The 23,552-nt window shown below is 67.0% G+C and carries 27 protein-coding genes; 7 read left to right on the forward strand and 20 right to left on the reverse strand.

All coding sequences use genetic code 11. The annotated features are described in order from the left end of the window. Nucleotide 1 precedes the first annotated feature (1 nt). Genes ACFOMD_RS13580 through ACFOMD_RS13600 form a run of 5 tightly spaced genes read right to left on the reverse strand, consistent with a single transcriptional unit; the run spans nt 2 to nt 3,087 of the window. Nucleotides 2–265, reverse strand: coding sequence for a DUF2442 domain-containing protein (locus ACFOMD_RS13580; protein ID WP_380862260.1), 264 nt, complete (start codon nt 263–265; stop codon nt 2–4). Further along, entirely contained in the window at nt 237–479 is a 243-nt protein-coding gene (locus tag ACFOMD_RS13585) for a DUF4160 domain-containing protein (RefSeq protein ID WP_380862261.1), read from the reverse strand. The genes ACFOMD_RS13580 and ACFOMD_RS13585 overlap by 29 nt, the downstream gene beginning before the upstream one ends. Nucleotides 480–493: 14 nt before the next feature. Further along, nucleotides 494–934, reverse strand: coding sequence for an ester cyclase (locus tag ACFOMD_RS13590; RefSeq protein ID WP_380862267.1), 441 nt, complete (start codon nt 932–934; stop codon nt 494–496). Continuing rightward, entirely contained in the window at nt 934–2,115 is a 1,182-nt protein-coding gene (locus tag ACFOMD_RS13595) for a vWA domain-containing protein (RefSeq protein ID WP_380862269.1), read from the reverse strand. Before ACFOMD_RS13595 ends, ACFOMD_RS13590 begins: the two co-directional genes overlap by 1 nt. Nucleotides 2,116–2,124: 9 nt before the next feature. Next, nucleotides 2,125–3,087, reverse strand: a complete 963-nt coding sequence (locus ACFOMD_RS13600) for an SDR family NAD(P)-dependent oxidoreductase (RefSeq protein ID WP_380862271.1) — start codon at nt 3,085–3,087, stop codon at nt 2,125–2,127. 66 nt (nt 3,088–3,153) lie between these two features. On the opposite strand from ACFOMD_RS13600, the gene ACFOMD_RS13605 reads away from it, so the two are divergent. Together ACFOMD_RS13605 and ACFOMD_RS13610 are read left to right on the forward strand one after the other, a co-directional pair. After that, nucleotides 3,154–3,885, forward strand: coding sequence for an SDR family NAD(P)-dependent oxidoreductase (locus ACFOMD_RS13605; protein WP_380862273.1), 732 nt, complete (start codon nt 3,154–3,156; stop codon nt 3,883–3,885). After that, the gene (locus tag ACFOMD_RS13610; RefSeq protein WP_380862275.1) at nt 3,882–4,595 is read left to right on the forward strand and encodes an SDR family NAD(P)-dependent oxidoreductase; all 714 of its coding nucleotides are present in this window, start codon (nt 3,882–3,884) and stop codon (nt 4,593–4,595) included. Before ACFOMD_RS13605 ends, ACFOMD_RS13610 begins: the two co-directional genes overlap by 4 nt. 136 nt (nt 4,596–4,731) lie before the next feature. Here ACFOMD_RS13610 and ACFOMD_RS13615 read toward each other — a convergent pair whose 3' ends face one another. From ACFOMD_RS13615 to ACFOMD_RS13650, 8 genes are all read right to left on the reverse strand, one after another. Further along, the gene (locus ACFOMD_RS13615; protein WP_380862277.1) at nt 4,732–5,091 is read right to left on the reverse strand and encodes a hypothetical protein; all 360 of its coding nucleotides are present in this window, start codon (nt 5,089–5,091) and stop codon (nt 4,732–4,734) included. Nucleotides 5,092–5,191: 100 nt separating this feature from the next. Further along, entirely contained in the window at nt 5,192–6,040 is an 849-nt protein-coding gene (locus ACFOMD_RS13620) for an AAA family ATPase (protein ID WP_380862279.1), read from the reverse strand. A gap of 45 nt (nt 6,041–6,085) precedes the next feature. Beyond that, a complete protein-coding gene (locus ACFOMD_RS13625) occupies nt 6,086–6,712 on the reverse strand; it encodes a DUF6975 family protein (protein WP_380862281.1) in 627 nt (208 codons plus the stop codon). A gap of 112 nt (nt 6,713–6,824) precedes the next feature. Beyond that, nucleotides 6,825–7,511: a hypothetical protein gene (locus ACFOMD_RS13630; RefSeq protein ID WP_380862283.1), complete on the reverse strand. Its 687-nt coding sequence runs from the start codon at nt 7,509–7,511 to the stop codon at nt 6,825–6,827. A 92-nt stretch (nt 7,512–7,603) separates the two neighbouring features. Beyond that, entirely contained in the window at nt 7,604–8,101 is a 498-nt protein-coding gene (locus ACFOMD_RS13635) for a DUF6265 family protein (protein WP_380862285.1), read from the reverse strand. Nucleotides 8,102–8,223: 122 nt separating this feature from the next. Continuing rightward, nucleotides 8,224–10,263 (reverse strand): RNA polymerase sigma factor RpoD, encoded by a 2,040-nt coding sequence (rpoD, locus tag ACFOMD_RS13640; protein ID WP_380862287.1) that lies wholly within the window; start codon nt 10,261–10,263, stop codon nt 8,224–8,226. A 314-nt stretch (nt 10,264–10,577) separates the two neighbouring features. After that, nucleotides 10,578–12,506 carry a DNA primase gene (gene dnaG, locus ACFOMD_RS13645; protein ID WP_380862289.1) on the reverse strand — a complete coding sequence of 643 codons (1,929 nt, stop codon included), beginning with the start codon at nt 12,504–12,506 and terminating at the stop codon, nt 10,578–10,580. Nucleotides 12,507–12,732: 226 nt separating this feature from the next. Continuing rightward, nucleotides 12,733–13,188, reverse strand: coding sequence for a GatB/YqeY domain-containing protein (locus tag ACFOMD_RS13650; protein ID WP_380862291.1), 456 nt, complete (start codon nt 13,186–13,188; stop codon nt 12,733–12,735). Nucleotides 13,189–13,317: 129 nt separating this feature from the next. Here ACFOMD_RS13650 and carA point away from each other — a divergent pair, with 129 nt between their 5' ends. The 5 genes from carA (at nt 13,318) to ACFOMD_RS13675 (ending at nt 19,406) form a co-directional block, all read left to right on the forward strand. Continuing rightward, nucleotides 13,318–14,487 carry a glutamine-hydrolyzing carbamoyl-phosphate synthase small subunit gene (gene carA / locus ACFOMD_RS13655; RefSeq protein ID WP_380862293.1) on the forward strand — a complete coding sequence of 390 codons (1,170 nt, stop codon included), beginning with the start codon at nt 13,318–13,320 and terminating at the stop codon, nt 14,485–14,487. Beyond that, nucleotides 14,484–14,828 (forward strand): hypothetical protein, encoded by a 345-nt coding sequence (locus ACFOMD_RS13660; RefSeq protein WP_380862295.1) that lies wholly within the window; start codon nt 14,484–14,486, stop codon nt 14,826–14,828. Before carA ends, ACFOMD_RS13660 begins: the two co-directional genes overlap by 4 nt. Nucleotides 14,829–14,838: 10 nt before the next feature. After that, entirely contained in the window at nt 14,839–18,081 is a 3,243-nt protein-coding gene (gene carB, locus ACFOMD_RS13665) for a carbamoyl-phosphate synthase large subunit (RefSeq protein ID WP_380862297.1), read from the forward strand. Nucleotides 18,082–18,165: 84 nt separating this feature from the next. Further along, nucleotides 18,166–18,645 (forward strand): transcription elongation factor GreA, encoded by a 480-nt coding sequence (greA, locus tag ACFOMD_RS13670; protein ID WP_380862299.1) that lies wholly within the window; start codon nt 18,166–18,168, stop codon nt 18,643–18,645. A 170-nt stretch (nt 18,646–18,815) separates the two neighbouring features. After that, nucleotides 18,816–19,406 carry a rhomboid family intramembrane serine protease gene (locus tag ACFOMD_RS13675; protein ID WP_380862301.1) on the forward strand — a complete coding sequence of 197 codons (591 nt, stop codon included), beginning with the start codon at nt 18,816–18,818 and terminating at the stop codon, nt 19,404–19,406. Nucleotides 19,407–19,524: 118 nt separating this feature from the next. On the opposite strand, the gene ACFOMD_RS13680 is transcribed toward ACFOMD_RS13675, so the two are convergent. From ACFOMD_RS13680 to ACFOMD_RS13710, 7 genes are all read right to left on the reverse strand, one after another. After that, nucleotides 19,525–19,746 (reverse strand): DUF4170 domain-containing protein, encoded by a 222-nt coding sequence (locus ACFOMD_RS13680; RefSeq protein ID WP_380862303.1) that lies wholly within the window; start codon nt 19,744–19,746, stop codon nt 19,525–19,527. Between the two features lie 49 nt (nt 19,747–19,795). Further along, nucleotides 19,796–20,365: a gamma carbonic anhydrase family protein gene (locus ACFOMD_RS13685; protein ID WP_380862305.1), complete on the reverse strand. Its 570-nt coding sequence runs from the start codon at nt 20,363–20,365 to the stop codon at nt 19,796–19,798. Beyond that, a complete protein-coding gene (locus tag ACFOMD_RS13690) occupies nt 20,362–20,997 on the reverse strand; it encodes an MlaC/ttg2D family ABC transporter substrate-binding protein (RefSeq protein ID WP_380862307.1) in 636 nt (211 codons plus the stop codon). The genes ACFOMD_RS13685 and ACFOMD_RS13690 overlap by 4 nt, the downstream gene beginning before the upstream one ends. Before the next feature lie 33 nt (nt 20,998–21,030). Then, entirely contained in the window at nt 21,031–21,405 is a 375-nt protein-coding gene (locus ACFOMD_RS13695; protein WP_380862309.1) for a c-type cytochrome, read from the reverse strand. A 156-nt stretch (nt 21,406–21,561) separates the two neighbouring features. Then, nucleotides 21,562–22,371, reverse strand: a complete 810-nt coding sequence (locus tag ACFOMD_RS13700; RefSeq protein WP_380862311.1) for a DUF3618 domain-containing protein — start codon at nt 22,369–22,371, stop codon at nt 21,562–21,564. A gap of 4 nt (nt 22,372–22,375) precedes the next feature. Continuing rightward, nucleotides 22,376–22,783, reverse strand: a complete 408-nt coding sequence (locus tag ACFOMD_RS13705) for a phage holin family protein (RefSeq protein ID WP_380862313.1) — start codon at nt 22,781–22,783, stop codon at nt 22,376–22,378. A gap of 21 nt (nt 22,784–22,804) precedes the next feature. Further along, a complete protein-coding gene (locus ACFOMD_RS13710) occupies nt 22,805–23,359 on the reverse strand; it encodes a hypothetical protein (RefSeq protein WP_380862315.1) in 555 nt (184 codons plus the stop codon). Nucleotides 23,360–23,552 lie beyond the last annotated feature (193 nt).

Here is a 23,552-nt window from a genome sequence, read left to right on the forward strand (position 1 = left end):
TCTAGCGATCCCAGCCGACGGCAGGGCGCCCAGCGAGCATGCCCTCGACGCTCAAATCCTCATCGACATCCGGCCAGTGGATGCCGCCGCCCGAGCCGATCAACTGCCAGTTCGCGCGCTGCTCCGGCGTGGCGTCACGAAGGCGCGGATACCAGATGATCGGCGTGGCGATGGTCCGCCCGTCGCGCAGGTCGACGACGAGCTGGTCATGGGCAAAGCGAACATCCATCGCCCGCTCATCGCGCGGGCTTGCCAGAGTGGCCATGCCAAGCATCCTCCAAACGGTGGACGTTATCTTGCACCATTCGCTCGATCTTCGCCAGATCGCGAGCATTGAAACCGTCGTTGAGCACGAGGCGAACCGGCCGAAGCAGGAATTTTACCGCCCTGCCATCGCGCTCGACATGCACATGCGGGGGCGGGTGGTCGCCCGCATAGAAGAAGAAGCGATAGGAGCCTTCGCGATGGATGCTCGGCATCCGCGTCGATCGTCCTACGCCGGGGCGAGGCCGAGCTGCCGCATGATCGACAACTGATCGAACCACACCCGCTCGCAAGCGATGCCGTCGCCATCGAAGATGAACAGCGCGGCCATGCGCACCTTGAACGACTTGCCGGTCGGCGGAATGACCTGCCCGCCGGCGCTGATCGGCCCCTTGTGGGTGCCCAGCAGCCAGAATTCCGCCAGCACGCCGTCGTCGGTGTGGTGGAGCTGGATGATTTCGTTGCGCTGGTCGGGGAAGGGGGTGCGCGACAGCTGGAAATAGCGGCGCACCTCGGCATCGCCGTCGAACACCGTGTCGGTACCGATCAGCTCGTAGCGCGGGTGGGTGAAGGTCGCCATGACGCGCTCGAAATCGAGTTCCGTCTCGGCGACCATATGCTCGCGCACCACGGCTTCGCGGTGCGCGCGGACGGTGGCCAGCTCACCCATCAGTGCGACCGCGTCAGTTCGCGCATCGCGTTCTCCAGCCCGTCGAGCGTCAGCGGGAACATGCGGCCTTCCATGATGGTCTTCATCATCTGGATCGACTGGCCATGCGCCCAATGCTTCTCGGGGATCGGGTTCAGCCACACCGCCGAATGATAGACGTCGAGCATCCGGCGCATCCAGGTCTCGCCCGATTCCTCGTTCCAATGCTCGACCGAACCGCCCGGATAGTTGATCTCGTATGGGCTCATCGAGGCGTCGCCGACGAAGATGATCTTATAGTCGTGCGGGAATTTGTGGAGCACATCGAGCATGTTGTGCCGCTCGCTCCACCGGCGCTTGTTGTCCTTCCACACCGCCTCGTAGACACAATTGTGGAAGTAGAAAAATTCGAGATGCTTGAACTCGGTGTGCGCGGCCGAGAACAGCTCCTCCATCAGCTTGATGTGCGGGTCCATCGAGCCGCCGATGTCGAGGAACAGCAGCACCTTCACCGCATTGTGCCGCTCCGGGCGCATCACGATGTCGAGATAGGCCTTCTTCGCGGTGCCGCGGATCGTCTCGTCGAGGTCAAGCTCGTCGGCGGCGCCGGTGCGCGCAAATTTGCGCAGGCGGCGCAGCGCCACCTTGATGTTGCGCGTGCCCAGCTCAACGTCGTTGTCGAGGTTCTTGAACTCGCGCTTGTCCCAGACCTTCACGGCGCGGCCATGGCGGCCTTCCTTCTGGCCGATGCGCACGCCTTCGGGGTTGTAGCCATAGGCGCCGAAGGGTGACTTGCCCGCCGTCCCGATCCACTTGTTGCCGCCCTGGTGGCGTTCCTTCTGCTCCTCAAGCCGCTTCTTCAGCGTCTCCATCAGCTCGTCCCACGAGCCGAGCTTGTTGACCTCCTCCATCTCCTCGGGGGTCAGGTACAGCTCGGCGAGCTTCTTCAGCCATTCCTCGGGGATTTCGGCGGTCTCGGTGCCGTAATTGGTTTCCAGCCCCTTGAAGACCTTGCCGAACACCTGATCGAAGCGGTCGAGCAGCCCCTCGTCCTTCACGTAGGTGGCGCGCGCGAGATAGTAGAAATCCTCGACCCGGCGGTCGATGACGCCGGCCTTCAGCGCCTCGAGCAGGATGAGGTGCTCCTTCAGCGAAGCGTTGATCTTGGCGGCGCGAAGCTCGTCGACGAAGTTCAGGAACATGAGGCTTTCCTAGCTGTCGCGCGGCACGGCGGCCAGCGCCTTCAGGGTGCGGTGGGGCGGGCTCACAGTGTCGAGGCGGCCGCCGGGGAAGAAGGCGCGGGTGTTCGCCTGCGCGGGCAGGGGATCGAGCGCGGCGGCCAGCCCTTCGGGCGTCCAGGTCGCGTCGCCGTTGCTGATCAGATGCTCGCCGTCCCACGGCGCGAACAGCACGACGTCGCCGCCTTCGACGCCGAACACGCGGCCGGTAAAGCGGCAGAGCGGCGAGGCGAGGTAGACGATCAGCGGCGCGATATGTTCGGGCAAATGCCGGTCGAAGCCGTCGCGCCTGGGCATCTGCGCCAGCACGAAGTCGGACGCCTCGACCATCCGCGTCCGCCCGCTCGGCGCGATGGCGTTGGCGCGGATGCCCAACTCGGCCAGCTCCTGCGCCGCGACCTGCGTGAAGGCGGCGATGCCGGCCTTCGCCGCGCCATAGGCGGCGCCCGCCGGCATCGGGTGGAGCCCGACCGGCGAGGTGGTGTTGATCAGCGCGCGGCCCAGTTCGGGCCCGCGGTCGCGCCAGTGGGCGGCGGCGGCGCGGGTGACGGCGGCGGTGCCCTTCAGGTGAACGGCGATCTCGAGGTCGAAATCGGCCTCGGTCATGTCGGCGATGGCGGCGGGCCGGTTGATGCCGGCGTTGTTCACGACGATGTCGAGCTGGCCGAAGGTGCGCACCGCCTGCTCGACGATGGTCGCGGCACCGTCCCAGTCGGCGACCGAGGCGAGGTTGGCGACCGCCTGGCCGCCGGCGTCGCGGATTTCCTCGGCAACGGCATTGGCCGCATCGGCGTCGCCACCTTCGCCTAGCACCGAGCCGCCGAGATCGTTGACGACGACGCGCGCACCGGCGGCAGCAAGCGCCAGCGCATGCGCGCGGCCGATGCCGCGCCCGGCCCCTGTCACAACCGCCACCTTGCCGTCGAGCAAGCTCATCGCCGATCCTTCCGATACGCAAGCTAGCGCGCCTGACGCGACCAACAAGCTAGGCAAGGGGGCAGGGTGATCGGTCTCGACTTTGCAGGGAAGACCGCGCTCGTGGTCGGCGGCTCGACGGGCATCGGCAATGCGGCCGCGCAGATGTTCCGCGAGGCGGGCGCCACCGTCCATGTTACCGGCACCCGTGCCGACGCGGCGGCCTATGAAGGCACCGACGGCGACCTGACCGGGCTGACCTACCATCGCCTCGACATCGGCGACCGCAATGCGGTGACGGCGTTCGATCCCGGTATCGCCGGCCTCGACGCGCTGGTGATCGCCGCCGGCATGGTCATGTACAAGCGCGCCGAGTTCGAGATCGAGAATTTCGAGAAGGTGATCTCGGCGAACCTCACCGGCTTCATGCAGCTGTCGACCAAATTTTTGCCACAGCTACGGGCCGCCAAGGGCTCGATCGTCAACGTCGGCTCGGTGGCGAGCTTCAAGGGTGTGGTCGGTCAGCCGGCCTATTCGGCGTCGAAGGGTGGGCTCAGGACGCTCACCAGGTCGCTGGCGATGGCCTTCGCCGGCGACGGCGTGCGGGTGAATCTTGTCGCGCCGGGGTTGATCCGCACCAAGATGACCGAGGTGACCTGGGGTAACGAGGCGCGCGCCGTCGCGACCGAGGCAGCGATCCCGCTGAAGCGCCTCGGCGAGCCGCGCGATGTTGGCGGGGCCATCCTGTTCCTGTGCAGCGATATCGCGGCCTATATCACCGGCGAATCGATCCTGATCGACGGAGGAGCCACGGCATGAGCTGGGCCAAGGGCAAGATCGTCCTCGTCACCGGCGGCAGCCAGGGCATTGGCCATGCCACCGCCGTGGCCTTCCGCAACGCCGGGGCGACGGTTCATATCACCGGCACGCGCGACGCGGCGGCCGACTATGAGGACGATCTGTCGGGCTTCACCTACCACCGCGTCGCGATGGGCGAGGCGGACAAGCGCGCCGCGCTGGCCGCGGCCATCCCGGCGCTCGACGTGCTGGTCAACAATGCCGGCATGGGTGCGCCCGATGAATATACGCTGGAGGGCTTCTCGCGCGTCATCGAGGTCAACCTCACCGCGGTGATGGACCTGTGCCTGCGCTTCCACCCGGCGCTGGCCGCCGCTAAAGGCGCGGTGATCAACGTCGGTTCGCTGTCGTCTTTCCTCGCGATCAAGGATCAGCCGGCCTACACCACCTCGAAGACCGCGATCCTCGGGCTGACGCGGGCGCTCGGCGACAAATGGTCGGCGGACGGCGTGCGGGTGAACATGGTGGCGCCGGGCTTCATCGAGACGCGGATGACCGGCCGCGCGCGGGAGAACCCCGATGTCGAGAAGCGGCTGCTGAAGGCGATCCCGATGCAGCGCTGGGGCCAGCCGGCGGAAATCGCCGACGCGATCCTGTTTCTCGCCAGCCCGGCGGCGAGCTACATCACCGGCCAGAGCCTCGCGATCGATGGCGGGCTGCTGCTGCGCTGAGAATCCCTCGCCCGCTTGCGGGAGGGAGGGGCCCGCCGCGAAGCGGTGGGAGGGTGAGGGTGATCGGCCGCCGAAGGGCTCGCTGACGCTCGCACACCCTCACCTAACCTCTCCCGCAAGCGGGAGAGGGACAAGATCAGGCGCGTTCGCCGCCCGCGTCTTCCAGCACATGCTGGATCGAGGTGCCGAACAGCAGCGCCTGCGGCGCGATCATCAGCAGCGGGGCGTAGTCGGTGAAACCGCGTAAGCCCAGGCCGTAGGCGAAGCCGCTGAAGATGATGCCGGTGGCGAGCAGCAGCAGGTGGGCCATCGAGGGCAGGCGCGGCACGAAGATGCACCAGAGCGCGCAGCCGGCCATCGCGGTCATCGTCAGCGCGCGCAGGCTCATGTCGATGAAATCGGCCTGTACCGAGGCCGAGAGCAGCATGACGAAGATCGGCGCGGCGAGCGCCACGCGCAGCGCGACCCGTTCGACGAGCGAAGACGGCAGGAACATCGAATAAACCCCCTCGGTGAACGCTCCCCCGAGCGACTCGCCGAAATGCTGCTAACCCATCCCGCGCGGCGGCGTCAGCCGCGCACGCTGTCGCAGGCGATCAGGCGTTGCCCTGGCGCCGCGACATGAAGGCCAGTCGCTCGAACAGCATCACGTCCTGCTCGTTCTTCAGGAGCGCGCCATGCAGCGGCGGGATCAGCTTCTTGGGGTCGCGCGACTGCAGGACGTCGAGCGGCAACTCCTCGTGCATCAGCAGCTTCAGCCAGTCGAGCAGCTCGCTGGTCGACGGCTTCTTCTTCATCCCCGGCACGTCGCGGATATCGTAGAAGACGGTCAGCGCCTCGCGGACCAACTCCTTCTGGATATCGGGGAAGTGGACGTCGACGATGGCCTGCATCGTCTCGCGATCCGGAAACTTGATATAGTGGAAGAAGCAGCGGCGCAGGAAGGCGTCGGGCAGTTCCTTCTCGTTGTTCGAGGTGATGACGACGATCGGCCGCTGCCTGGCGATGATATTCTCGCCGGTTTCGTAGACGTGGAACTGCATGCGGTCGATTTCGAGCAGCAGGTCGTTCGGAAACTCGATGTCCGCCTTGTCGATTTCGTCGATCAGCAGGACGGGGAGCTGCTCGCTGGTGAACGCCTCCCACAGCTTGCCCTTGCGGATGTAGTTGCGGATGTCCTTCACCCGCTCGTCGCCCAGCTGACTGTCGCGCAGGCGGCTCACCGCGTCATATTCGTAGAGGCCCTGCTGCGCCTTGGTGGTCGACTTGATGTGCCACTCGATCAAAGGCGCGTCGAAAGCCTTGGCGATCTCCTGCGCCAGCACGGTCTTGCCGGTGCCGGGCTCGCCCTTGACCAGCAGCGGGCGGCGCAACGTGGCCGCGGCGTTGACCGCCACCTTCAGATCATCGGTGGCGACATAGGCGCTGGTGCCGTCAAAACGCATGATTTCTCCCTCGCTTGGCGGGCGCAAGCTAGGGAAGGGTAATCCTCACGGCAAGCTGGCAGCTTGGCGAGCCTCGAGCAGATCCCACAGGGTGCGGTGAATCGCGGTCATCTGCGCCGCACCGAAGCCGATCGCGCGGCGCGAAGCGGGGCTATGCGCGACGGCGGCAATGGCTGTGGCGATCTCGATATCGGCATGCTCAGGCACCTCTCCGGCCAGCGCGGAGCGCAGCGCCGGCCAGTCGGCGGCGAGCGCAGCGACGGCACCGAGCGCGCAGCCGGCGCGGTCGGAGCGGGCGAGCGTCAACATCGCCTCGCGCTGCCCGCGCACCAGATGTTCGTGGCGCGACAGGTCGGTGCGGCGGGGAGCGGCGACGGTAATGGTCGATCGGCCAATCCACGCGCGCTCGGCTTCGAATCGCTCGGCGAAGGACGCTAGCCACCGGTCGGGATCGACCGAGGCGGCCATCGCCGCGACGCTGGGACGCTCGGCGTGCAGCAGCGCGAAGAAGTGCAGCGCTTCGACGCGCGAAGGATCGTCGGAGCTCGCCAGCGCGACGCTGACGGCATGGGCGTGGCTGCGCGTCGCCGCTGCGGCCGTCGCGATCAGTTCCCCGGCGAATGCGTGCGGATCATCCGCGTCCGCGTCCAGCCGAAACGCCAGCGCCGCCATGCCGACTCTCCTCCCAAAGCAACTTGAGCGAAGAGGCTAACCGAAGGACGTAAAGACCGGCTTAATGGGGGTGCGGCGGTGGCGCGCAGGGTCGAGGGGTGATCGCGCGCCTCTATCGCGGGCTAACAGCCCGGTGATCGCTGTAGGTGGTCACGGTGCGCATCGAGCCTTCCTTGCCCATCATCGACCCGTGCATCTCGCTCATCTGCTCGGCGAGCACCGGACGGCCGTCGGGCATCAGCTTGTAGCGGCTGGTCGCCTCCATGCGGTCGACCTTGGCGACCAGCATCATCCGTACCGGCTTGGTGGTGACGACATCCAGCCGCTCGACGAACGGGCGGGGGCCGTCGGCGACCAGTACCTCCGCCCGCGCGCTGGCCGACAGGTCCGATTTGCCGAGCAGCAGCGCGCCTTTGGGGAGCTTCGCGGCGAGGTAGGCCGGCTTCGCGCCCGGCTTGCGCTGTGCCCCGGCGCCGAAATAGGCGGCCACGCGGCCATAGTTCGGCACCAGCGCGTCCTTCATCGCCTTGGCGTGGTCGCGCACGTCATCGGCTGGCGGCGCCTTGCCGTCGATGCTGACCAGGGTCCAGCGCTGGCCGACGGGGCGTGACGGGTCGTAGCGCTCGACGATGGTGCGGGCCTTCACCTCGCTGCCGCTGCGCTGCTCTTGCTTCGAGGTGCGCGTCCAGGCGAAATCGTCGGGGCCGACGGTTTTCGCCTCGGCGACAAGGCGGTCGAGCAGGGGATCGGCGTGGGCGGGCGATGGAACCGCAAGCGCCGCCACCGCTCCTATCGTCATACCGGCGAAAGCCGGTATCCAGGCCGACCGCCCGACTGGATACCGGCTTTCGCCGGTATGACGGAAAGGGAGGAGGCGGCTGAAAACGGTCCTCACGGCTTCACCCGGCGATAGGTGAAGCCCGCTTCGCTGGTCTTGCCGTCCTTGCTGCCGATGCGGACGAAATGGGTGACGCTGTCCGGGCCGGTGCGGCGGATGGTCAGGCCGTTGAAATACCAGACGTCCTTCTCGACCGCGACCAGCGGGAAGCGCACCACCTGCGCCTTTTCCTCCCACGCGGTCATGTCGGGATTGAAATGCTTCACCCGATATTCGAGCGAACCATCGACCTCGGCGAGCATCACCAGTTCGTAGAAGGCGGGCTTGCCGTCGCGCAGCGAGCGGAAATGGCCGACCATCTGGCCGCCGGCGGGCGGCGAATAGCTCTCCCGCACCGCGCCGCCGAGCCCTTCGCCTTCCCAGGTGCCGACCATCCACTGGAGATCGGCGAGGGTGGCTTTCGGGGATGGCGCGCCGGGGACGGCCGAGCGCGTTTCTGCGGCATAGGCGGGTGAGGGCGCGACCAGCGCTGCTACCGCCCACATCGTCATACCGGCGAAAGCCGGTATCCAGACCGATGCTCGTGCTGGATACCGGCTTTCGCCGGTATGACGGGTGGTGGTGTGGGGAGAGAGGGCCAGCTTCATCGGCGATGAGGCTAGCCCTCCCTCGATCAGGTGTCGAGGAAGCTGCGCATCTTCCGGCTGCGCGACGGGTGCTTGAGCTTCCTGAGCGCCTTCGCCTCGATCTGGCGGATACGTTCGCGGGTCACGCTGAACTGCTGGCCGACCTCCTCGAGCGTGTGATCGGTGTTCATGCCGATGCCGAAGCGCATGCGCAGCACGCGTTCCTCGCGCGGGGTCAGCGACGCCAGCACGCGGGTCACCGTCTCCTTGAGGTTCGAGTGAATCGCGGCGTCGACCGGGATGACGGCGTTCTTGTCCTCGATGAAGTCGCCGAGGTGCGAATCCTCCTCGTCGCCGATCGGCGTCTCGAGGCTGATCGGCTCCTTGGCGATCTTCATCACCTTGCGGACCTTTTCGAGCGGCATCGACAGCCGCTCGGCGAGATCCTCGGGCGTCGCCTCGCGGCCATGCTCGTGGAGGAACTGACGACCGGTGCGCACCAGCTTGTTGATCGTCTCGATCATGTGCACCGGGATGCGGATGGTGCGCGCCTGATCGGCGATCGAGCGGGTGATCGCCTGCCGGATCCACCAGGTGGCGTAGGTCGAGAATTTATAGCCGCGGCGATACTCGAACTTGTCGACCGCCTTCATCAGGCCGATGTTGCCTTCCTGAATGAGATCAAGGAACTGCAGGCCGCGGTTCGTGTACTTCTTCGCGATGGAGATCACGAGGCGGAGGTTCGCCTCGACCATTTCCTTCTTGGCGATACGCGCCTCGCGCTCGCCCTTCTGCACCATGTTGACGATGCGGCGGAACTCGTTGAGCTCGACGCCCGTCGCATTGGCGATGTCGGCCACTTCGCGGCGGATCTTCTCGACCGCGTCGCGCTCGGTGTCGGCGAACGCCGTCCACTTCTTGTCGATGCCGCCGACGCGCGCCAGCCAGCCCTCGTCGAGCTCGTTGCCGAGATATTCGTCGAGGAAGGCCTTGCGGTTGATGCGGTGGCGCTCGGCGAGGCGAAGCGTCTGGCCGCCGAGCGACATCAGCTTGCGGTTGTAGCTGTAGAGCTGATCGACGAGGAACTCGATCTTGGCGTTGTTGAACGCGATCGCGGTGACCAGTTCGGTCAGTTCCTGGCGGAGCTTCTGATACTTCTTCTCGTCGCCATCGGAGAAGTCGCCGCCGCCGTGCAGCGCAACGAGCCGCGCTTCCTGCAGCTTGTGGAACTTCTTGTAGACGCCGCCCAGCTCGGCGAACTTCTCGATCGCCGCCGGCTTCAGCAGCTCTTCCATCGCGGCGAGCGAGAGGGTGTTGTCCTCCTCGTCGTCGTCGAAGCTCTGGCGCGGAGCGCGCCGCTCGGTAAACTCGTCCTCGTCGGACGCGGCGGGGGCCTCCTCGGCCTCCTCTTCAGCGTCTTCCTTGTAAGCCGGCGCGGCGGGAAGGTCCGACGACTCGCCGCCCTCGACCTGCTCCTCGGTCGGGTCCTTGTGCAGCATGGCGTCGAGATCGAGGATCTCGCGCAGCTGCATCCGGCCTTCGTTGAGGGCGGTCGACCAGTCGATGATAGCGTTGAAGGTGAGGGGGCTCTCGCAGAGGCCCGCGATCATAGTGTTGCGGCCGGCCTCGATGCGCTTGGCGATGGCGATTTCGCCCTCGCGCGACAGCAGCTCCACCGCGCCCATCTCGCGCAGGTACATGCGCACCGGATCGTCGGTGCGGTCGAGCTTTTCCTTGGGCGCGGCGACGGTCGGTGCGGCAGCGACCGAATCGTCGGCGTCGACGCCGGCGACATCATCGTCATCGTCGTCGTTGTTGGCGGACTCGCCGTCCTCGCCCTGTTCCTCGTTCTCGACGATGTTGATGCCCATCTCGGAAAGGGCCGACATCACATCCTCGATCTGCTCGGAGGACATCTGGTCCTGCGGCAGCGCCTCGTTCAGCTCGTCATAGGTGATGTAGCCGCGCTTCTTGGCGCGGAGGATCAGCTTCTTGACGTTGCCCTCGTTGAGATCGAGCAGGGGAGCGCCGTCGCCTTCGCCCTTCGCCTCGGGAGCATCCGTCTGAGCCGCCGTGGTCTTCGCCATTCCCGGTCACCGTCCGTTTTGGGGAACGGCGGCTGCGTCGACCGCGCCAACCGTCCCGGTTTTTATATCATGGCCTTCACGGGCCTAACGCCCGGAACGCCCCGAATGTCGCTTGCCGGCCTGTCAGAAGCGCCGGCGGAGTAGCTGCCAACACATCGGCTTCACGCGCCCGCAGCGGCGGTCGCAGCCAAATGGTTGCAGATAAAGGCTTTTCTCTTGGTCCGCCGCACCTCGTCCAGTCAGGGCGGCTAATTATACCCGGCTAATGTGTTTCCGGGCGGCGGATTGTCAAGGTTCGCGAATCACCGCTCGTCTCAGGCGGCCTTTGTGCCGGCGACATCGCGGTCGTCGGCCTGCGCCGGAGAGCCCGGCTCGGGCTCCGGCGTGTGGCCGTGCGTCGATCGGGCGCGGAGGTCGGGGTCAGGGCCGTGATCCTCGTGCCAGCGCGCCAGCCGCTCGTTGATCGCCCGCTCGGCAGCGCTCAGCTCGCGGCGCCGCTCCATCAGCGCCGCGGCGCGCTCGTCGCGGTCGGAATCCTCGCCCTCGTCGAGCTCGCGCAGCTCGTTCTGCACGACGATCTTCTCGACCGCGACGTCCTGATAGTCGGCGAGCGCCTTCAGCATCGTCGCCAGCATCGAGCGGGCGCGCGCCTCGTCGGAGCGGGCCGAGGTGAAGGAATAATGCAGCGAATAGCTGTCGCGCGCCTCGTCGATGATCGCGGCGAGCCCGTCGGCGCGCAGCGTCTCGTCGAGTTCCTCGCGGGTCAGCTCCGGGTTCCAGCCGAGCGCGCTCAGCAGGCCATCGCGCAGCCGCTGCCGTTTGCGATTGCCGATGGTGAGGCGAGCGACACTCTCCGGATTGTCGGCGGCGACCGGCGGGTGGTTGAGCAGGCCGATCAGCACCGAATGCGTCGCAGCGGCGATGTCGCGCGGCCAGCGCTGCGGCTGAGACCGCGGCGGCAGCGGCGCGGCGGCGCTGCGGCTGCCCCAGCCGAAATGCCGGAAGAACAGGTCGTCGGTGAGCAGGCGATACTGCTCGCGCACGTCCTTGTCGGCGATGGTCCCGACATGCTCGCGCAGCTTCGCCTTGATCGCCGCGCGCGTCTCGGGCGTGTCCGCGCGCGAGGCGGCGACCACCGTCTGCCAGAGATACTCATAGAGCGGCGATGCGTTGGCGAGCCGCGCCTCGAAGCCTTCCTTGCCCTCGACCTTCACCAGATCGTCGGGATCCTGGCCCTCGGGGAGCGTCAGGATACGCAGCGACTGGCCGGGGGCGAGGAGGGGGAGCGCCTTCAGGGTGGCGCGCTCGGCGGCGCGCTTGCCGGCGGCGTCGCCATCGAAGCAGAGCACCGGCTCGGGCACGACGCGCCACAGCAATTGCAGCTGCCATTCGGTCAGCGCGGTGCCCAAGGGCGCCACCGCTTCCTCGACGCCGGCCTGCGCCAGCGCGATCGTGTCCATATAGCCTTCGACGACGATCAGCCGCCCCGACTTGCGCGCCAGCGGTCCCGCCAGGTCGAGATTGTAGAGCAGCCGGCCCTTGTCGAAGAGCGCGGTATCGGGCGAGTTCAGATATTTCGGCTGCCCGTCGCCGAGGATACGCCCACCGAAGCCCACCACCCGCCCGCGCGGGTCGCGGATCGGGAACATCAGGCGGTTGCGGAAGCGGTCGTAGCTTTCGTCACGCTCCTCGGCATGGCCGATCAGCCCGACCTCGGTGAGCTTGGCCTCGCCATGCTTGGCCAGCGCCGACTTCAGCTTGTTGCCGTCGGGCGCGTAGCCGAGGAGGAAGCGCTTCTGCGTCTCGGGCGTCAGCCCGCGTTCTTCGATGTAGCGGCGGGCATTGGCGCCCGACAGGCCGCCGAGCTGCTCGGTGAACCAGGTCGCCGCCGCGCTGGTGATGTCATGGAGCCCGGCCTGCGCCTTCTGCCGCTCGCGCGCCTCAGGCGATTCCTCGGGGATGGCGAGGCCCGCTTCGGCCGCAAGGCTGCGCACGGCTTCGGGGAAGCGCAGCCCCTCCTGCTCGACGACGAAGCGGATGACGTCGCCGTGCGCGCCGCAGCCGAAGCAATGATAGAAGCCCTTGTCCTCGTTGACGTAGAAGCTCGGCGTCTTCTCGTTGTGGAACGGGCAGCAGCCCTTCCACTCGCGCCCCGCCTTGGTGAGCTTCACCCGCCGCTGGATGACCTGCACCAGCCCAACGCGGGCGCGCAGTTCGTCCAGAAAGGTTTCGGGAAAGGCCATGCTGCCTGTGTAACTCGCAGGGGCGGGGCCGCCTATCCGCATATTGTCGCCGGAAGGGGGTGCGAAACGACGTTGGAAGGGCGCTTCATGCTGCCACCCACCATCCGTCATACCGGCGAAAGCCGGTATCCAGACCGACCGTCGAGCTGGATACCGGCTTTCGCCGGTATGACGGGTTGGTTTGGTCGGGCGGCGGCGGTTCTAGCCGGCGGCCGGATGCGTCGCGCTACTGCGTCAGCGCCTGCTTCACCATCAGGCTGGCGCGACTCATGTCGATCTGGCCGGCGAAGCGCTGCTTCAGCTCGGCCATCACCCGGCCCATGTCCTGCGGCCCCTTGGCGCCCAGCTCCTCGACGAGCGAGCGCACCGCATCCTGCGCCTGCGCCGGGTCCATCTGCTGCGGCAGGAAGCTCTCGATGACCGCCAGCTCGGCGCGCTCGGCGTCGGCGAGTTCGGGGCGGTTGCCCGAGAGGTACATCTCGATCGACTCGCGGCGCTGCTTCGCCATCTTGGTCAGCACGTCGGCGACGACCTGGTCGTCATCGAGCGTGGTGGCGGCGGTGCGCAGCTCGATGTCCTTGTTCTTAATGGCGGCCGTCATCATGCGCAGCGCGCTGACGCGGCGCTCGTCGCGCGCCTTCATGGCGTCGATCGTCGCGGCCTTGATGTCGTCGCGGATCATCGGAAACTCTCTCGATTCGGAAAGCGATCACCGTAGCCGGGGCGAGCGGGAAATAATAGAATTGACCGCGAGAGGAGCGCTACCTACCTAGCGGCCGTTTACCCGCCCCCCAGCCTGAAGGAACCTCGCGTGGCCGATCCCGCCGCCCAGCCCCCGCACGGAGCGACCGGCGTGCTCGCATTGGCCGACGGGACGCTCATCTGGGGCCGTGGCCTCGGCGCCGAGGGCGAGGCGGTTGGCGAGGTGTGCTTCAACACCGCGATGACCGGCTATCAGGAGATCATGACCGATCCGTCCTACGCGGCGCAGATCATCAATTTCACCTTCCCGCACATCGGCAATGTCGGCGCGAACAACGAGGACGTCGAGGCGACCAACCCTTACGCGCTCGGCGCCATCATCCGCGAGGATGTGACCGAGCCGCAGAGCTGGCGCGCGACCCGCGGCTTCGACGAGTGGCTGAAGAGCTTCGACCGTATCGGCCTTGCCGGCGTCGACACCCGCGCGCTGACCCGCCGCATCCGCATCGCGGGCGCGCCGAACGGCGTCATCGCGCACCGCCAGGACGGCAAGTTCGACACCGAAGCGCTGATCGCCAAGGCGCGGGAATGGCCGGGCCTCGAGGGCATGGACCTCGCCAAGGAGGTGTCGACCCGCCAGACCTACAAGTGGGACGACGGCGTCTGGACCTTGGGTCAGGGCTACGCGACGCACAGCGCCAACCCGGCCGGCCCGCACGTCGTCGCCATCGACTACGGCATCAAGCGCAACATCCTCCGCAACCTCGTCAACGCCGGCGCGCGCGTGACGGTGGTGCCGGCGACGGCGACCTATGACGAGATCATGGCGCATGCGCCCGACGGCATCTTCCTGTCGAACGGCCCCGGCGACCCGGCGGCGACCGGCACCTATGCCGTCCCGGTGATCCAGCAGCTGCTCGCCGCCGCGACGCCGGTGTTCGGCATCTGCCTCGGCCACCAGCTGCTCGGGCTCGCGGTCGGCGCCAAGACCTCGAAGATGCACCAGGGACACCGCGGCGCGAACCATCCGGTAAAGCGCCTCGGCGACGGCAAGGTCGAGATCACCAGCATGAACCACGGCTTCGCGGTCGAGGTGGACACCTTGCCGGCGAACGCCAGGCCGACGCATGTCAGCCTGTTCGACGGCTCGCTCGCCGGCCTCGAATTGACCGACCGCCCGGCATTCAGCGTCCAGTACCACCCCGAGGCGAGCCCGGGCCCGCAGGACAGCCATTATCTGTTCCAGCGCTTCGTCGATCAATTGAAGGTCGGTAAGTGACCCGCCGCGCCGCCCTTGCGCTGACCTTGCTGGCCGCCGCTGCGGCCTGCTCGCGCTCGGAGCCGTCGCACGAGGAGATCGCCACCGAGCTGGTGCGCGCCAAGGACAGCGTGCTGCTCGTCGCCGGCCCGCCCGAGACGCAGGCCCGCGCGATGGCCGCCGCCGCCGACCTCGGCTGGACGGTCGAGCAGGCCGCCGAGCATGCCCGGATCAAGCCGGTCAACGTAACCAGCACCGACGAGGTGACCTCGTTCGTCGCCGACCTCGACAACGGAAAATATGGCCCGGTCACCTCGCTGAAGCTCGGCTTCACGTCGCCGCCCATGATGCCCAGGGAATAGATCGCAGCCGATGCCCAAGCGTACCGACATCTCCTCCATCCTCATCATCGGCGCCGGCCCGATCATCATCGGGCAGGCGGCGGAGTTCGATTATTCGGGGACGCAGGCCTGCAAGGTCCTGAAGGAGGAGGGGTACCGGATCATCCTGGTCAACTCGAACCCCGCCACGATCATGACCGACCCGGACATGGCCGACGCGACCTATGTCGAGCCGATCACCCCGGCCATCGTCGCCAAGATCATCGAGAAGGAGCGGCCCGACGCGGTGCTGCCGACGATGGGCGGGCAGACGGCGCTCAACACCGCGCTGGCGCTCGCCGCCGACGGCACCTTGGCGAAGTTCGGCGTGCAGCTGATCGGCGCCGATGCGGAAGCCATCGACAAGGCCGAGGACCGGCTGAAGTTCCGCGAGGCGATGGACAAGATCGGCCTCGAATCGCCGCGCTCCGCCATCGCGCATACGCTCGACGAGGCGCTCGCCGCGCTCGACCACACCGGCCTGCCGGCGATCATCCGGCCATCGTTCACCATGGGCGGGACGGGCGGCGGCATCGCCTATAACCGCGACGAGTTCGTGGCGATCGTCACCGGCGGCCTCGATGCCTCGCCGACCACCGAAGTGCTGATCGAGGAGTCGGTGCTCGGCTGGAAGGAATATGAGATGGAGGTGGTCCGCGACCGCGCGGACAACGCCATCATCATCTGCTCGATCGAGAATATCGACCCGATGGGCGTCCATACGGGCGATTCGATCACCGTCGCGCCGGCGCTGACGCTGACCGACAAGGAATATCAGATCATGCGCAACGCGAGCATCGCGGTGTTGCGTGAAATCGGTGTTGAAACAGGCGGTTCGAACGTTCAGTTCGCAGTCAACCCGAAAGACGGCCGCCTCGTCGTCATCGAGATGAACCCGCGCGTCTCGCGCTCCTCGGCGCTGGCGTCGAAGGCGACCGGCTTCCCGATCGCCAAGGTCGCGGCAAAGCTCGCGGTCGGCTACACGCTCGACGAGATCGACAACGACATCACCGGGGCGACGCCGGCGTCGTTCGAGCCGACGATCGATTACGTCGTCACCAAGATCCCGCGCTTCGCCTTCGAGAAGTTCAAGGGCGCCGAGCCCTATCTCCACACCGCGATGAAGTCGGTGGGCGAGGTCATGGCGATCGGTCGCAGCTTCGCCGAGAGCCTGCAGAAGGCGCTGCGCGGGCTGGAGACGGGGCTCACCGGGCTCGATGACGTGGTGGCGCTCAAGGGCGCCAGCCGCGACGATGTCGCCGCCGAGCTGGCCAAGCCGTCGCCCGACCGCCTGCTGGTTGCCGCTCAGGCGCTGCGCGAGGGCTGGTCGGTCGAGGATATCCACCGCATCACTCATTACGAGCCCTGGTTCCTCGAGCGCATCGCCGAGATCGTCGCGGCCGAAGCCGAGGTCGAGGCGAAGGGTGTGCCGTGGGACCCGGCGGCGTTGCGCCGCCTGAAGGCGATGGGCTTTTCCGACGCGCGGCTGGCGAAGCTGGTCGGCCTCACCGAGGCCGATGTGGCGAAGCAGCGCCGCGACCTCGGCGTCCGCCCGGTGTTCAAGCGCATCGATACCTGCGCCGCCGAGTTCGAGGCGAAAACGCCCTATATGTACTCGACCTACGAGGCGCCGAGCTTCGGTGTGCCCGAAGACGAGAGCCAGCCGAGCGACCGCCGCAAGGTCGTCATCCTCGGCGGCGGCCCCAACCGCATCGGGCAGGGCATCGAGTTCGACTATTGCTGCTGCCATGCCTGTTTCGCGCTCGGAGACGCCGGGTTCGAAACGATCATGATCAACTGCAACCCCGAGACGGTCTCGACCGATTATGACACCTCCGACCGGCTCTATTTCGAGCCGCTGACGCAGGAGGATGTGCTCGAAATCCTGACGCTCGAACAGTCGAAGGGCACCCTGGTCGGCGTGATCGTGCAGTTCGGCGGCCAGACGCCGCTGAAGCTGGCGCAGGGGTTGGAGGATGCAGGCATCCCGATCCTCGGCACCACGCCCGACGCCATCGATCTTGCCGAGGATCGTGAGCGCTTCGCCGAGCTGATCGACCAGTTGGGGCTGAAGCAGCCGGCGAACGGCACCGCGCGCTCGGCGGAAGAGGCCGTGCGTATCGCCGAAGGCATCGGCTACCCGGTGCTGCTGCGCCCGAGCTATGTGCTCGGCGGCCGCGCCATGGAGATCGTCGACTCGACGGCGCAGGTGCTGACTTACATCCGCGAGGCGGTGCAGGTGTCGGGAGATTCGCCGGTGCTGGTCGACCAGTATCTGCGCGACGCGATCGAGGTCGACGTCGACGCGCTCGCCGACGGCACCGATGTCTATGTCGCCGGCGTGCTGCAGCATATCGAGGAGGCGGGCGTCCATTCGGGCGACAGCGCCTGCTCGCTGCCGCCCTACAGCCTGCCGGCCGAGATCATTGCCGAGATCGAGCGGCAGACGCATGAGCTGGCGAAGGCCCTGAACGTCCGCGGCCTGATGAACGTGCAATATGCGGTGAAGGACGGCGAGGTGTACCTGATCGAGGTCAACCCGCGCGCCAGCCGCACCGTGCCGTTCGTCGCCAAGACCATCGGCCAGCCGATCGCCAAGATCGCCTCGCGCATCATGGCCGGCGAGAGCCTGGCGTCGTTCGGGCTCGTCCGGCCGGAGCTGCCGTACATCGCGGTCAAGGAAGCCGTGTTCCCCTTTGCGCGCTTCCCTGGCGTCGATCCCGTTCTCGGGCCGGAGATGAAGTCGACCGGCGAAGTCATGGGAATCGACAGCGATTTCGCCACCGCCTTTGCCAAGTCGCAGCTCGGTGCCGGCACCGTACTGCCGATGCAGGGCACGGCCTTTGTGTCGGTGAAGGACGGCGACAAGGTCATCATCGCCGAAGGCGTGAAGGGGCTGCTCGACGCCGGATTCCGCGTCGTCGCTACCTCGGGCACCGCCGACTATCTGGCGGGGCAGGGGCTGAAGGTCGAGCGCATCAACAAGGTGCTCGAAGGCCGGCCGCACATCGTCGACAAGATCAAGGACGGCGACATCGCGCTGATCTTCAATACCACCGAGGGTCAGCAGTCGCTGAAGGACAGCCAGTCGATCCGCGCCTCGGCGCTGTACGGCAAGGTTCCGTACTTCACGACGGCGGCGGCTTCGAACGCGGCGGTGCGCGCCATCGCCGCGATGAAGCAGCAAAGCCTTGAAGTACGCTCGCTGCAGTCATACTATTCGTCTCTCACGTAAGAGCTCCCCAGCACAAGCCAGCGCCATCAGGTGGGATCGACTCCCACCGCGCAGAACTTGTCTCGGAACGGAAGGAATGAGGTTATGGCGACCGTCGACAAGATGCCCATGCTGGCCGAGGGCCATCAGCATCTGATGTCGGAGCTGCATCGCCTGAAAAGCGTCGAGCGGCCGCAGATCGTCGAGGACATCGAAGAGGCAAGGGCTCACGGCGATCTTTCCGAGAACGCCGAATATCACGCCGCCAAGGAGCGGCAGGGCCATAACGAAGCCCAGATCATGGACTATGAGGACAAGCTGGCGCGCGCGCAGGTCATCGACCCCAAGTCGCTGAGCGGCGACCGCGTGGTCTTCGGCGCCACCGTCCATCTGCTCGACGATGCCGACAAGCCGGTGCGCTACCAGATCGTCGGCGAGATCGAGGCTGACGCTAAAGGCGGCCGCATCTCCTACAACTCGCCGCTGGGGCGCGCGCTGATCGGGCGCAGCATCGGCGACGAGGTCGAGGTGGTGACCCCGTCGGGCGAAAAATATTACGAGATCAAGAAGGTCGAGTTCATCTAGGGCCTCGGCCCTGATCCGCGACCTTTCGGCTCATTCCGGCTTCTGAGCAGCGCCGGCCGCTTGTCGTGGCCGGCGTCGCCGCCTAGCTAAGTCTCGTGAGACCCTTCCAGCCGCCCAAGCCCGCCCGCGCTACGATCGGCCTTGCCATCGCTTGTGCGGTTATTCAGCTATTGGCGGCACTCGCCGGGCCCGACGTGCTGGTGCAGATGGCGATCCGCGGCGGGCTGATTCCCGCACGGCTGACCGGCATCGTCGATATCGGCATGGCCGCCGTGCCGGCGCCGCTGACTCTCGTTACCTCGCTGTTCGTCCACGGTGGCTGGCTTCACCTCATCCTCAACATGCTGTTCCTGCTCATCGTCGGCCGCATGGTCGAATGGGTGGTGGGGCCGGTGAAGCTGCTGCTGATCTTCGCGGCGGGCGGCATCGCCGGCGGGCTGCTGCAGGTGCTGGTGACGCCGGGGTCGACCCTGCCGGTGATCGGCGCCAGCGGCGCGGTCGCGGCGGTGTTCGCCTGCTACGCCACGCTGTTCGCGCGCAAGCGGCCGGGGGCGCGCCGCATCCTCGGCATCAACGTATCGAGCGAGCTGCTGACCGCGCTGTGGTTCGCAGCCGCCTGGATCGGATTGCAACTGATGACCGGCGCCGCTTTCAACGCGGGCGGCGGCGGCATCGCCATCTGGGCGCACATCGGCGGCTTCATCGCCGGCCTGCTGATCGCGCAGCCGCTGGCGCGTCGCCCGAAGTCGAACGCGCTTTAGCCACCGCCTTCCCGCGGAGGCGGGAACCCAGGACGGAAAAATGCGCCCGCGGTAGCGGGCATTTCCTTTTGTATGGACTGGGTCCCCGCCTTCGCGGGGATGACGGGAAGGGGATGCTTTAAGCGTCCGGTTCGAGCAGCCGGTGCAGGTGGACGATGACGTACTTCATCGCCGCGTCGTCGACGGTGCGCTGCGCGTTCGAGCGCCACGCGACTTCCGCCGACTTGTAATCGGGGTAGACGCCGACGAGGTCGAGCTTGCTCAAATCTTCGAATTCGAGCCCGCGGGGGTCGGTGACCCGGCCGCCGAACACGAAGTGCATCTTCTGCTGATCAGTCATGGGGCGCGCCCTATAGCGGATCGCGCCGGCGGGCAAGGGGAGGGTGCGCTCAGTTGCCTTGCAAAGCGGCGAACTCGCCTTGCAGCCGCTGGATCTGCTCGCCCATCCACGCCTCGAACTCCGGCCCGTCCCAGGCGCGGTGATCGCCCTGCGCATAGGCCAGCGCGTTGCGGTGGTAGAACAGGGCGTTCATCCGGTTGGCGATCCAGCTGTTCTGGGTGCGGATCACCTTCGCCGGGGAGCCGATGACGATCGAGTTGGGCGGCACGATGGTGCCGTCCTTCACATAGGCATGCTGCCCGACGATCGAATTGTCGCCGATCACCGCCCCGCCGTAGACGGTGGCGTTGATGCCGATCAGCACATTGTTGCCGATGGTGCAGCCGTGGAGCGTCGCGTGATGAGTGATCGAGCAATGATCGCCGACCACGACCGGGCGGCCGGGGTCGGTGTGGATCATCACGAAGTCCTGGACATTGGAATAGGCGCCGATCTCGACGTGCGCCGCCTCCGACCGGATTACCGCGTTGCACCAGATCGAGCTGCCCTCGTGCATCGTCACGCGCCCGTAGATGAGCGCGCTCGGATGCACGAAGGCAGCCCGACCTGTGTCGATCACGCGGCGGCGTCCTTCATGAACTGGACGAGCGCGTCGAAGCCCTTGCGCTGGATGAACGACGTGAAGTCGGCCTCCTGCGTCAGCGCCAGGTTGACGCCCGCCACGCTGAGGTTGTGGATCTGATATTTGCCGGTCGGCAGCTTGCGCACCGTCCAGGTCGAATCGATCGGCTTGCCGCCGCTCGCCAGCGTGATGCGCGTCATCACGTCGATGTCGCCGCGGGTGCCGCGCGGCAGCGTGCGCACGACCTTCAGGCTGGAGTTCGAATATTCGTACAGCCGGTCGGCGTAGGTGCCGACGACATAGTCGGGGAACGCCGCCATATAGGCGCTGTACTGCGCCGGGGTAACCGCCGCGCGGTGGCGGCGGATCAGCCGCTCGCCGATCTCCTTCACCGCGAAATTCTCGCGCAGCATGCTGCGGAACTTGGCGCGCGCCTGCGGCTTGGTCACCGACTTGTCGCGCAGGATGGTGAAGGCCTGACCCGACAGCGTCTCGATGAAGGCGCCGGCGGCCTTGGCGTCCGCCGCGCTGGCCGGGGCGGCGGCGGGGGCCGCCGTCTGCGCCACCGACGCGGTGACCGGCGCGGCGAGCAGCGCGAGCACGGCGAAGGACTGAATGAACTTACGCATCTTATTCTCCTGAAAGGAAATCCGGTCGGCGGCTCAGCGTGGCTTCTTCAGATAGGCCACGACGGCGGCTCGCTCCTCCGGCTTCTTCAACCCAACGAAGGCCATGTTCGTTCCCGGCACCGTTTTCCGCGGATTCTCGAGATAGCTGGCGAGCAGCGCCTCGCTCCACGGCTTGCCGAAATCCTTCATGCCTTTTGAATAGCGAGTGAACTTCGGATGCGTGCCGGCCTTGCGCCCGACGACGCCCGAAAGGCTCGGCCCCATGCGGGCCTGCTCGCCGGGTTTCGCCGGATCCCAGTGGCAAACCCCGCAGCGCGAGGTGAACAGCTTCTTGCCGTCCACGACTTGCGCCGCGGCGGGCGTCGCGACGATCATCGCCGCCAGCGCAGCCACCGCCAAAGCCTTCATTTCCAAAGCTCCCTGTTCGTTACGGCCCAACATCTAATCGCTGGCGGGCCGTTCCGCCATCCTCCTGTAACATAGTGCGACATCGATGAACGGCGGATGCACGAAGCCCGCGAACGCCGGGTGGCGCCGCGGGCTTCCTGTTGCTCGCAGATGCGATCAGTCGTCGAGCTTGCGCGCCCGATCCGCCGCCGCCTTGCTGGCGCTGCGCGCGACATCCTTGGCGTGGTTGCCGACCTCGTCGAGCTTTGCCTTGGCGGCGTTCAAAGTCAGGCCGCGCTCGCCGAGTTCGGCCTTGGCGGTATCGACCGCCGCCTTCGCCGCCGCCTTGCCGGCACCGACCAGTCTGTCACGCTGCTCGCCGAGCAATTCGTCTTCACGGCGGGTGCGCGGCAGGAGCGCACCGATCAGCGCGCCGGCGGCCACGCCGACCAGGGCGACCGCCAGCGGATTCTCCTTGACGCCTTCGCCCGCGGCGCGGCGGGCCTTGCTCGCCTTGGCCTTGGCGCGGCTGGCATAGTCCGAGGTGCGCTCGCGCGCCGCCGCCAGCTTCTCCGACGCATAGTCGCGCGCCTCGCCGGCGCGGTCACGGGCGCGGTTCAGCACGCCGGTCTGCTCGCCCTTGGCGGGAGTCGAAGCCGTCTCAACACCGTCGTTCATGTCATCTCCATACACATCGTCATACGCATCGAATTTATAGTCGCCGTCCTTGCCGAGCTTGCGGCGGCCGAACATCGCGGCGCCCGCGGCGGCGGCGACCACGGCGGTCACCACCGGATGCTGCTTCACGCGCGCCGTCGCGCCGTCGACGAGGTCGCGGCCCTTGTCCTGCAGCGCCTCGACCGCCTCGGTAGCGAGGTTGCGCGGGCTCAGTTTCTCCTGAAGATCGTCGAAGGTCTGGGCGATCCGCTCACGCGCCTGCTCGGCGTCGTTCTCGTAGATCGCCGTCTTCATCTCCTCGGGCTTCATCCCGTCACTCCCCTGCGTCCTTCAACGCCTGCACATCCTGCTCCATCCGCGCCACGACGCGCGCCGGTGCGAGCGAAACGTTCTTCAGCTCGCGTTGTGCCGCGCGGATCAGCGCGAAACCGCCGCCGCCCGTCACCACCGCGACCAGCAGCGCCGCGCCCGCCACCCCGATCAGCGGCGCCAGCGCGGCAACGAGGAAGGCGATGAACACCAGCCCCGACGCCAGCGCCAGCATCAGCCCCAAGGTGAGGAGCATCAGCGGGCGTTTCGCCCGTTCGACATTCTCCCCGACCTCGGCCTGCGCCAGCTTGATCTCGGTGCGGATCAGCTGCGTCACATCGAGCAGCAGACTCCGCACCATGTCGCCGATGCTCGGGCCCTTTTCGCGCGCCTTCCGATCCGGCTTTTCCATCTATCCCCCGACGAAGACGGTTCAGGCGTCGTAGCGCGGCTTGGCCTTGCGGCCCTTGGGCGCAGCCTTCGCCTTGCGCGGCTTCGCCTCGGCGTTGCTCGCCTTCAGGAAGCGGGACAGCGCGAAGCCGACCGCGACGGCGGCGCCGATGGCGATTGCCGGGCTGCGGCGCACGAAGCCGCGCGCATCGTCGACCAACTCGTCGACGCTCTTGTTGCGCAGGTTCGCCGAAATCTCGTCGAGCTTGTCCGCCGCGCTGTGCGCGTACTGCGCGAGCTGCGGGCCGACCTGCTCCTCGAAATTGCCCGCCATATCGTGGATCGAGCGGGCGAAGCCGTCGAGCTTGTCGGTGGCGATCGCCTTGCCGTCCTCGGCATAGCCACGGGCGCGGCCGGTGGCCTCTCCCTTCAGGCGTGAGGCCTCCTCGCGGACGCGGGCGAAGCGGCCGGTGCCGGCATCGTCATCGCCAAAACCGCCCGAGGCGGCCGGATCGACGACGGCGGTCGACGCGCCGAGCGCGGTGCCGGTCGGATCGCTGCTGCCGATGTTGCCGTTGGGGCCGGTGGAAGCGGTCATGACTGTTCCTTTCACGGGGAAGCTTACGAGAAATTCGCTGGCGTCCAACGAGGCAGACTAGCCTCTGTTCCGGTCGTCAACCGAAACGCGCCACACGCACCACAACGAACGACAGGCCGCCAGCTTTCCCGACAGCGTTGCGACGATCCGGACGACTGGCTAGAAGCGCCGCCATTCTACGCCACCCGAGCCG

The sequence above is a fragment of the Sphingoaurantiacus capsulatus genome (assembly GCF_042648405.1).
Taxonomy (GTDB): Bacteria; Pseudomonadota; Alphaproteobacteria; order Sphingomonadales; family Sphingomonadaceae; genus Sphingoaurantiacus; species Sphingoaurantiacus capsulatus.